A 9814-nucleotide genomic window follows, 5' to 3' on the forward strand; every position below is an offset into this window, starting at 1 on the left:
TGCCCGCCCGCTGGACCGCCAAATTCCCTAAAATAGGCGGTCTCCAGAAGGGCAAAAATCAAAGGACAATCACATGGGCTTTCTCGCCGGCAAGCGCATCCTGGTCACCGGGGTGCTTTCCAACCGTTCCATCGCCTACGGCATCGCGCGCGCCTGTCACCAGCAAGGCGCCGAACTGGCGTTCACCTACGTGGGCGATCGCTTCAAGGACCGCGTGGGCGAATTCGCCGCCGAATTCGGCAGCAATATCGTGCTGCCCTGCGACGTGGCCGAAGACAGCCAGATCGAAGGCGCCTTCACCGAGCTGGCCCAGCACTGGGACGGCCTGGACGGCTTGGTCCACTCCATCGGTTTCGCCCCGCGCGAAGCCATCGCCGGCAACTTCCTTGACGGCCTGTCGCGCGAAGGCTTCCGCATCGCCCACGACATCTCGGCCTACAGCTTCGCCGCCATGGCCAAGGCCGCGCTGCCCCTGATGGAAGGCCGCAACGGCTCGGTGCTGACGCTGACGTACCTGGGCGCCGAGCGCGTCGTGCCCAACTACAACACGATGGGCCTGGCCAAGGCGTCGCTGGAAGCCAGCGTGCGCTACCTGGCCACGGCGCTGGGCCCGCGCGGCATCCGCGCCAACGGCATTTCCGCCGGCCCGATCAAGACGCTGGCCGCCAGCGGCATCAAGGACTTCTCGGCCATCCTGAAGTTCGTGGAAAGCCAGGCGCCCCTGCGCCGCAACATCACCATCGAAGACGTCGGCAACGTCGCCGCCTTCATGCTGTCGGACCTGGCCGCCGGCGTCACGGGCGAAATCACCCACGTGGACGGCGGCTTCTCGACCATCGTCCCGGGCATGGAAGAGTAATGTTTCCCGCGGGCGGGGCCTGGCGCCCCGCCCGGCCGGCTGCTCAGTCCGGCCGCACCACCAGCGTGGACACCTGCACGTCCACCGCCGTCATCAGCTTGTGGATCGGGCATTTCTCGGCCACCGCCAGCAATTCATCGATCTGCGCGTCGGACAGTTCGCCATGCAGCGTCAGCTTGGCGGTCAGGCGGTATATGCCGCGGCGCTCCTCGCTGGCGTCGCGCACCACCTCCACCCCCACCGACTCCAGCGGCAGGCCCTTGCGCCCCGCATAGACCATCAGCGTCATCGCCTTGCAGCCGCCCAGCGCGGTATCGAAATAATCGTGGGGATCGGGTCCTTCACCCTCCGGCTGCGGCATCGCCAGGGGCAGGTCGTGGCCTTCGGCCGTTGCGGTGAATTGCAGGGTCTTGGGCGCATTCTGGCGCACGCGGATGCTCATGGGTCGGATCTCCTGGGGACGGGGCGGCCGGACGGCCTCCACCAGCCACGTTGTAGCATTGCCGCCGTCCTGACGGGCATGGGCCGGCTGCTGACGGAAAGCTGAACTTCCTGGCGTCCGGGCGGTCCGATATGGCTATCCACAGCATCCGCATGCATTCAAGGAGGCCGCATGAGCGCCAGGCAATTACTCGATCAACTGCTGCAGTCCGGACAGGGGCTGCTATCCGACACCACTAACCGCGTGCAGAACGCCACCGGCGGCAAGGGGTCCTCGTTCCTGACCGGGCTGGGCGGCGGCGCCCTCGGCGCCGGCGCGCTCGGCCTGCTGCTGGGCAGCAAGAAGGCCCGCAAGATCGGCGGCAAGGTCGCGATGTACGGCGGCATGGCGGCGCTGGGCGCATTGGCCTACCGCGCCTATGGCGACTGGCAGCGCAGCCAGTCCGGCGCGCCCGCCGCCCCGCCCCAGACCCTGGACCGCCTGCCCGCGCCCGAGGCCGAACAGCACAGCAACGCCGTCCTCACCGCCATGATCGGCGCGGCCAAGGCCGACGGCCACATCGGCCCGGAAGAGCGTTCGCTGCTGGAAACCGAACTGGCCAAGCTGTCGTCCGACGCCCAGGACCGCCGCTGGCTCGAAACCGAGCTTTCGCGTCCGCTGGATCCCGCCGTGGTGGCGCAGTCCGCCAAGACGCCCGAAATGGCCGCCGAAATGTACCTGGCCAGCCTGCTCGTCGTGGACGAGGAAAGCTACATGGAACGCGCCTACCTGGACGAGCTTGCGCGCCAGCTCAAGCTGCAGCCGGGCCTGAAGGAACAGCTCGAGCAGCACGCCAAGGCAGCCGCCTGAGGCCGCGCGGGCATCGACGCGGCGGGCGGACTCAATCCGCCCGCAGGCCGATCGCCTCCGTCAGCGCGGTGTAGCGGTCGATGTCCGCGCCGATCATCATCTGGAATTCGCGCGGCGTGCTGCTGGCGGGCGTGAAACCCTGCTCGCGCAGCGCGGCCTGCACGTCCGGCCGTCCCACGATCTTCGCCACCGCCGCATTCAGCTTGTCGACCACCGCGGGCGGCGTCGCCGCCGGCGTCAGCAGGCCGTGCCACTGGTCCAGCGCATAGCCGGACACCCCTTGTTCAGCCACCGTGGGCACGGTCGGCATCAACGGCGAGCGCGCCGGCGACGTGACCGCCAGGGCGCGCAGCTTGCCCGCCGCAATCAGCGGCACGGCGCTGGACGCCGTCACGATGCCCATGCCCACCTGCCCCGCCACGACATCCGTCAGCGCCGGCCCGCACCCCTTGTATGGCACATGCTGCAGCGACGCGCCCGTGGCGCGGCCCAGCATTTCACCCGCCAGGTGCTGGGGCGTGCCGTTGCCGCAGGACGCGAACGGCAAGGGCTTGCCGGGCGCGGCGGCCGCCAGCGCGTCGTCCAGGCTGCGCAGCGGCGACGCGGACGGCACGACGAACACCGACGGCACGAAGGCCACGTTGATGACGGCGGCGAAATCCTTCTTGGGCGCAAAGCCCAGGTTGCGGTAGACGCCGGGGTTGATCGCGAACGAACTGTTCACCATCAGCAGCGTATAGCCGTCCGGCGGGGCCTCGGCCACGATGCGCGCGCCGATGTTGCCGCTGGCGCCCGGCCGGTTCTCCACCACCACCGGCTGCCCCAGCGATTCCTGCAGGCTGGCGCCGATGCGGCGCGCCAGCAGGTCGGTGCCGCCGCCCGGCGGAAACGTCACGACGATGGTGATGGGATGCGTGGGATAGGACGCATCGCCCGGCGCTTCGCCCGACGGCGGATTGCCGCAGGCCGTCAACGACAAGACCAGAAGCGATAAAGAGGAGCGGAGCAGACGTTTCATGATGCGTGCCAGGTAAAGCCGCGCTGCCGGTGGCGGCGCCGCAGGGGTAAGCAAAGCCGGCCGGCGGACTCAGGCGTCCAGGCCGATGTCGAGCACCTTGGCGCTATGGGTCAGCCAGCCCACGGCGATCTGGTCCACGCCGGTGGCGGCCACGGCCGCCGCGGTCTCGGGCGTGATGCGGCCCGACGCCTCGGTGATGGCCCGGCCGCGCGCCATGGCGACGGCGCGGCGCAGGTCGTCCAGGCTCATGTTGTCCAGCAGCACCACGTCCACGCCCAGGGACAGCGCCACTTCCAGCTGTTCCAGCGTGTCCACTTCCAGTTCGATCTTGACCATGTGGCCGACGCCGGCGCGCGCGCGCTCCACCGCCGTGGCCACGCCGCCTGCCAGCGCGATGTGGTTGTCCTTGATCAGCACGGCGTCGTCCAGGCCGTGGCGGTGGTTGCTGCCGCCGCCCACGCGCACCGCGTACTTCTGCACGGCGCGCAGGCCGGGCATGGTCTTGCGGGTGCAGGTGACGCGGGCGCCATGGCCGGCGATGGCGCGGGCAATCGACGCGGTGGCGGTCGCCACGCCGCTGAGGTGGCACAGGAAATTCAGCGCCACGCGCTCGGCGCTGAGCATCGCGCGGGCATTGCCGCGGATGCGCGCGATCTCCATGCCCGGCGCAAGGTCGCTGCCGTCGCGGCGCGACACGGCGAACTCGATGCCCGGATCCATGACCCGGAACGCCAGGCGCGCCAGGTCCAGCCCGGCCAGCACGCCTTCCTGGCGCGCCACCAGGCGGGTTTCCGCCGTGGCGTCCGCCGGAACGATGGCGTCCGTGGTCAGGTCGCCGGCGCGGCCCAGGTCTTCCAGCAATGCCGCGCGCACCAGCGGCTCCAGCATGACTTCCGGCAAGGGCGGAACAGGCAGTCGATCAACCGTCGCGGGCACTGCGGCTTTAATGCTCATTTTGAGTATTTGTGAGTTAAAAAAAGGCGCGCAATGTTTGCGCACCACTTATGCTAAAGACGAGCATAAGCCTTGTCAAGCGTCAGAGCACCCGCGAAACCGGCAATTTGCTGCCCGCGATGGCGCGCTCGAGCAGCACGTCGCGGCGGAACCGGAACAGCTTGGCGGGACGTCCGGCGGTGCCGGTGGCCATGGCGCCGGTTTCTTCCACCAGCGCCTGCTGCTCGATGAAGCGGCGGAAATTCTGCTTGTGCAGTCCGCGTCCGGCCAGCGCCTCGACCGCCATCTGCAGCTGCAGCAGCGTGAATTGCTCGGGCATCAGCTCGAACACCACCGGCCGGTACTTGATCTTGGCGCGCAGGCGCGCGATGCCGGTGGCGAGGATGCGCCGGTGGTCGTGGCGCATCGGTTGCCCCGGCAGCACAGGCTGCCCGCCATTGCGCCGGGCCGCCTCGGGCACCATCCCGGCCTCGAACAGCAGTTCGTAGCGCTGCAGCACCAGGTCTTCATTCCAGGACGCGTCGTCCATGCCAAAGGTAATGGCTGCGCGCTGATGGCGGCGCGCGCGCACGGCCGCGTCCGCGCTGTCTTCGCACCAGGCCGCCAGCTGCGGCACGATCAGGTCCTGGACCAGCGCGGGCGCGCCGGCGCGCCGGTCTTCCCACGGAAAGTAGCGGTACCAGTCCTGCCACCCCACCTGCGCCACGCCGGTCTCGCCGGCTTCGCGGGTCAGGCCCAGGTAGCTGACCGAAATGACCCGGCCGCCGGACTCGTCGGAACGATCGCCGTCGGCGAACGTATAGAGCTGTTCGACATAGCCCAGTGGATGATGCGTCTGCGCTTCCACCCAGGCGCGCAGGCCGGCCTGCAGGGACCGGTGCGAAAGTTCAAATGGCCCGGCCGGCAGGGCGCGCGCATCGTCGGTCGTCAGCACGCGCGGCTCGCCGTTGGTCACGGCGACAAGCACGGCAACGAGTTCGGCATGGACGGAGCGTTCGACGGATTCGGTCAAGGTAGGCGAGGAAAATGAAGGAAACCGGGCGCGCGCGCACAACGCGCGGCGCTGGAAATTATAAGGACGGAGCTCTGCAACAGCCCCTTGCAAACGTGACAGCGCAAACGGCCACGAGGCCGCGCCACCGTCCTAAGATGGAATCGGAATCCAGGCGCGTCGCCATCCTGGGACGCCCGCAGACGGAGCGATCACCATGCTGAAAACTGCACCAGATCCCAATCTTGCGCCCAAGCCCGCCGAACCCGACAAGCACTGCGCCGACCCGCGCAAAGGCACCGAGGTCCTGCCGATGCCGGAAGACGGCAAGGTGGTCGCCGGCATGCCGCGCCGCGGCCGCGCCATCGCGGAACCGGGAGAACCCGGCATCATCACCCCGGAGGACGATGTGCTGGATACGTCCTATGAAAACCGCAAGGGCTGAGGCAGCGCCTCACGCCACCTTGGCCACCGCCTCCTGACGCGTGTCCATCACCGTCAGGATGGCGAGGAAGCCGCTGATGTCGAACACTTCACGGACATGCGGCTGCATCGCGCACAGCGCCAACGCGCCCCCGGCCTGCTTGAGGCGCTTGGCCAGGACCAGCACGACGCGCAGGCCCGCGCTGGAGATGTAGTTCAGGTTCGACAGGTCCAGCACGAAACGGCTTTCGCCCTTTTCGACGTGGGCCAGGAGGTCTGCTTCGATGCCCGCGGCGTTGCCGCTGTTGATCTGGCCTTCGGGCGAGACAACCAGCACTTCTCCGACTTTCTCTATTGCGAGACTCATAGTGTTTCCCGATGAATGACCGGCGCCCGGACCCTGCGCACGAGGGCGGCTGCGCGAAGCGAGATGATACGCGAGCCATGCGCGCTCTGTTCGCGGCACGGGGCATTCGTGCATACTTGCGCCTGCACGTGTACCCCTGAACGCAAGGCGCCTCATGCCCTCTCAGCCCGATACGCTTGATCTCGCTCCCGACCAGCATGCCGTCGCCGCAGCCATGGCGTGGCTGGAAGGAATCGCCGAACGCCAGGCGTGGCCGCCCAAGCTGAACTTCGGATTGTCGCTGAGCCTGGACGAAGCGCTGACCAACATCGTGTCCTACGCATTCGACGATCCCGCGCAGGCCGGATCTCCGCCCAGCGTCGCGCTTTCCTGCAGCCAGGACAGCGAGTGGATCTCGCTCGATATTGTCGACAACGGACGCCCTTACGATCCCACCAAGACGCCGCCGCCAGGGCTGGCGGCATCGCTGGACGACGCCGAGATCGGCGGGCACGGCGTGCGCCTCATGCAGCACTACCTGCATGAACTGCGCTACGCGCGCACCGGCGGCTGCAACCGACTCACGCTCATCGCGCGCGCAGCCTGAACACGGGCCGCGCGCCCGCGCATCAAGCCCCTCTATCAAGCGCTGCCCATTCATAGGCAGAAAGTACCGAACGAAATCCCCGCATCCGTCACTCATGCTTGGACTGCGCGCCGATTGCGCGCTGCTTGAGTACCGATGCCGCCCGTGAACGCTCCCTACCGCCCCGAAGGATTGACTGCCCGCCCGCTGCACGCCCGCGTCGATCCGGGCGCCGTGGCCCACAACCTGGCGCGGCTGCGCAAGGCGCTGCCGGCCAGCGCCGCGCCGCGCCTGTGGGCGACGGTGAAGGCCGATGCCTACGGCCATGGCGTCGCGCGCATCCTGCCCGCGCTGCGCGGCGCGGACGGTCTGGCCGTGCTGCACCTGGACGAAGCGCGCGCGTGCCGCCAGATGGGCTGGGATGGGCCCGTGCTGGTGTATGGCGGCCTGTATTCGCCGGCCGACGCGCTGCTGGTGGACTCGGCCGGCCTGCATCTCGTGATCACGCATGCCGCGCAGCTGGATTGGCTGGCGCAGGCGCCGCTGGCCCGGCGCCCCGCTGTCTGGCTGCGCTTTGCGGGCGACATCCATCACACCGGTTTCGCGGCGCACGCGTACCGCGCCGCGTACGACACCGCGCAGGCAATGGCCAGGCGCGGCCTGATCGGCGAAATCGGACACCTCAACCATTACGCGCGCGCCGACGAAGCCGACGGCGTGGACGGCGCCGACGCGGTGTTCCGCGACGTCATCGCGGGCTTGCCCGGCCCCGTGTCCACCAGCAACTCGGCCGCCCTGCTCAAGCACGGCGCGCACGCCGCGGACACGCAATGGGTGCGACCGGGGCTCGCGCTGTACGGCGCCAGTCCGTTCGCGGACACGAGCGCCGCGCACCTCGATCTGCGCCCCGCCATGTCGCTGCACTCGCAACTGGTGGGCATACAGCGCGTGCCGGCGGGCGCCGGCGTGGGCTACGGCGGCGCGTTCGCCGTGCCACAGGCCATGGACGTCGGCATCGTCACGTGCGGCTATGCGGATGGCTATCCGCGCCACGCCCCCACCGGCACGCCGGTGATCGTCGACGGCGTGCGCACGCGCCTGCTGGGACGCGTATCGATGGACATGATGGCGGTGGACCTGGACGCGGTGCCGCACGCGCGCATCGGCGCGCCGGTCACGCTGTGGGGCGCGGGCGGCCTGGCCGTCGAAGAAGTGGCGGCGTCAGCGGGCACGATCGCGGCCGAGCTGCTGACCGGCCTGAGCGCGCGCGTTCCCGTGCAACTGGCCGACGCGCGCTGAATGGCGCCGACCTCGCCCGGCTTTGCCGCACCCGCCGTCAGGCCAGACGCTGCGCGTTCAGGCGGCCTCGCCGCGCGGACGCGCGGGCGCGAACAGCAGGAACAGCATGGTCGCGCAAAGGTAGATGACGCCGGTCGCGGCCAGCCCCGCGCCCATGCCCGCCGCGCCGAACATCGCGCCCACCACGAGCGGCCCGGCCATCTGGCCCAGCTTGTCGGCGGCGCGCATGACGCTGGTGGCGCCGGCGGCGCCATAGCGCTGCACGTCGGGCAGGGCCAGCATGTAGGGCGATTGCGACGCGCCGGCAAAGCAGCTGGCCAGCGCCAGCAGCAGCACGGCGGCGGCCGCGGCCAGCAGCCCGCTGTTGAAGTACAGCCCGAGCATGCCGATGCTGCCCACCAGCCCGCCCAGCACGATCCAGCTCTTCTTGATGCGGCTGCGGTCGACCACGCGGCCCATCAGCGGCCCGACGTAGATCACGCACAGGCCATAGATCATCAGCACGCGGCCGATGCTGGACGCGGCGACGCCCTCGGCTTCCAGGTACAGCGGCAGCGCGAAAGACAGCAGGCCGACCTGCGCGATGGAAAACGGAATGACGCTGCCCAGCAGCAGCAGGCCGAAGTCGCGCGTGCAGAGCAGGCGCAGCGTGTCGGACAGGCTGGCCGAGATCCGGGAAGCGCCGGCAGCCGCGCCGGCCGCCAGCTTGCGGCCCGCGTCCATGTAAGGACGCATCAGGATCAGCACGCCGGCCAGGGGCAGCACCAGCATGGCGGCGCCCACGCCGAACACGGCCCGGAATCCCACCTGCTCCATCAGCATCGCGCCGACGGCCGCGCCGGAAAGATGGCCGGCGAAGAGGCCCGCGATGACACCGGTCATGTTGCGGCCGCGATAGGCCGCGGGACTGCGCGTGACGATGAAGCCCTGCAGTCCCATCCACGTCAGCCCGTAGCCCAGGCCCACCAGGCCGCGCGCCGCGCTGAACATCAGCAGGTTGCCCGCGGCCGCGCAGGCCAGCATGCCGGCGCACGACACGCCCAGCCCGGCCAGCACGGGCACCTGCCAGCCCTTGCGGTCGGTCAGCCTGCCCGCCAGCAGCGAGGTCAGCAGGCCGCAGCCCATCTCGACGGAAATGGGCAGCGCCAGCAGCAGGTTGGGCGGCAGTTCCAGTCCGCCCGCCGACAGGCTGCGCGCATACAGGGGCAGGAATCCCAGCGGCAACGCCCATGCGAACAGGTAGCCGAACATCACGGGCCGCGCGATGCGGCCCACTTCCGACGCATCGTCGGGGCCGATCCGCGTCCCGTCCGGCAACACCGCGCGCGCCGCGAAGGCGCGATTCATCAGCAGCGCCAGCAGCAACAGCATCTCGATGGCCGCGACCAGCGCGACCGCCACGACCGTCACCGCATCCAGCGCGCGGCTGCGCACGCCGGCCGCGATGACGTCGCCGGACAGGCGCAGCACCAGATCGCCGTGCGCCCGCGGATCGGGACGCGACTGCCCCAGCGGCAGCACCAGCGTCAGGTCGTCGGCCTGCGGACGCGCGGCCGGCAGCCCGGCGACATCGAGCGGCCCGCGCGCGTCGGCGCGGCCAAGCACGCGGCCGGTGTTGTCCACCAGTTCGATCTGGTCCACGGCGGGAAAGGTCGCGGCAAGGCGCGAAAACGGCGCGTCGACGCCGCGCAGGCGGTCCAGCGTCAGGCCGTAGCCCAGCACGCGGTTCAGGTCGCGCTGCAGGCCTTCGGCCAGCAGGCCGACGTTGTTGCGCGTGACCTCGAGCCATCCGCTGCGGAACGTGGAAATCGTGTAGGCCGCGTAGACGCCCTGCGCGAGCACCAGCGCCAGCAGGGGCACCACGAAGCGCGCCCGGCCGCCGGCCGCCAGCGAGGTCAGCGGGACCACATACTTGAACACGGCGGCCAGCCCCAGGCCCACGACGACCGTCACGGCCAGCAGCACCTGCAGGTTGTCCACGATGAGGCTGCGGCTGGCGGCGGCGTCCTTCGCCACGGACAGCACCACCGCGCCGACGACCTTGCCG

General features: G+C 69.8%; 11 protein-coding genes. 5 read left to right on the forward strand and 6 right to left on the reverse strand.

What is annotated here, in order from left to right:
• The first annotated feature begins 73 nt into the window (after positions 1 to 73).
• Positions 74 to 859, forward strand: coding sequence for an enoyl-ACP reductase FabI (gene fabI / locus ABE485_RS18490; RefSeq protein ID WP_346516724.1), 786 nt, complete (start codon positions 74 to 76; stop codon positions 857 to 859).
• A gap of 43 nt (positions 860 to 902) precedes the next feature.
• Here fabI and ABE485_RS18495 read toward each other — a convergent pair whose 3' ends face one another.
• Complete coding sequence (locus ABE485_RS18495; protein ID WP_346516725.1) at positions 903 to 1301, reverse strand: OsmC family protein; 399 nt, start codon at positions 1299 to 1301, stop codon at positions 903 to 905.
• Between the two features lie 171 nt (positions 1302 to 1472).
• On the opposite strand from ABE485_RS18495, the gene ABE485_RS18500 reads away from it, so the two are divergent.
• On the forward strand, positions 1473 to 2150 hold the full coding sequence (locus ABE485_RS18500; RefSeq protein ID WP_346516726.1) for a tellurite resistance TerB family protein: 678 nt from the start codon (positions 1473 to 1475) through the stop codon (positions 2148 to 2150).
• Between the two features lie 31 nt (positions 2151 to 2181).
• On the opposite strand, the gene ABE485_RS18505 is transcribed toward ABE485_RS18500, so the two are convergent.
• From ABE485_RS18505 to ABE485_RS18515, 3 genes are all read right to left on the reverse strand, one after another.
• Positions 2182 to 3168, reverse strand: coding sequence for a tripartite tricarboxylate transporter substrate binding protein (locus tag ABE485_RS18505; RefSeq protein ID WP_346516727.1), 987 nt, complete (start codon positions 3166 to 3168; stop codon positions 2182 to 2184).
• Positions 3169 to 3237: 69 nt separating this feature from the next.
• Positions 3238 to 4122, reverse strand: coding sequence for a carboxylating nicotinate-nucleotide diphosphorylase (gene nadC, locus ABE485_RS18510; RefSeq protein WP_346516728.1), 885 nt, complete (start codon positions 4120 to 4122; stop codon positions 3238 to 3240).
• An 82-nt stretch (positions 4123 to 4204) separates the two neighbouring features.
• The gene (locus ABE485_RS18515; protein ID WP_346516729.1) at positions 4205 to 5134 is read right to left on the reverse strand and encodes an NUDIX hydrolase; all 930 of its coding nucleotides are present in this window, start codon (positions 5132 to 5134) and stop codon (positions 4205 to 4207) included.
• A 196-nt stretch (positions 5135 to 5330) separates the two neighbouring features.
• Here ABE485_RS18515 and ABE485_RS18520 point away from each other — a divergent pair, with 196 nt between their 5' ends.
• The gene (locus tag ABE485_RS18520; protein ID WP_346516730.1) at positions 5331 to 5558 is read left to right on the forward strand and encodes a hypothetical protein; all 228 of its coding nucleotides are present in this window, start codon (positions 5331 to 5333) and stop codon (positions 5556 to 5558) included.
• Between the two features lie 9 nt (positions 5559 to 5567).
• On the opposite strand, the gene ABE485_RS18525 is transcribed toward ABE485_RS18520, so the two are convergent.
• Positions 5568 to 5903: an STAS domain-containing protein gene (locus tag ABE485_RS18525; protein ID WP_346516731.1), complete on the reverse strand. Its 336-nt coding sequence runs from the start codon at positions 5901 to 5903 to the stop codon at positions 5568 to 5570.
• Positions 5904 to 6057: 154 nt separating this feature from the next.
• Between ABE485_RS18525 and ABE485_RS18530 the strand changes: the two genes are divergently transcribed.
• Positions 6058 to 6489: an ATP-binding protein gene (locus ABE485_RS18530; RefSeq protein ID WP_346516732.1), complete on the forward strand. Its 432-nt coding sequence runs from the start codon at positions 6058 to 6060 to the stop codon at positions 6487 to 6489.
• A 135-nt stretch (positions 6490 to 6624) separates the two neighbouring features.
• On the forward strand, positions 6625 to 7767 hold the full coding sequence (gene alr / locus ABE485_RS18535) for an alanine racemase (RefSeq protein ID WP_346516733.1): 1143 nt from the start codon (positions 6625 to 6627) through the stop codon (positions 7765 to 7767).
• 57 nt (positions 7768 to 7824) lie between these two features.
• Here alr and ABE485_RS18540 read toward each other — a convergent pair.
• On the reverse strand, positions 7825 to 9814 hold a 1990-nt coding region (locus ABE485_RS18540), incomplete at its 5' end, for an MFS transporter (RefSeq protein WP_346516734.1).

Source organism: Achromobacter spanius (assembly GCF_039673305.1).
GTDB lineage: Bacteria > Pseudomonadota > Gammaproteobacteria > Burkholderiales > Burkholderiaceae_B > Achromobacter > Achromobacter spanius_F.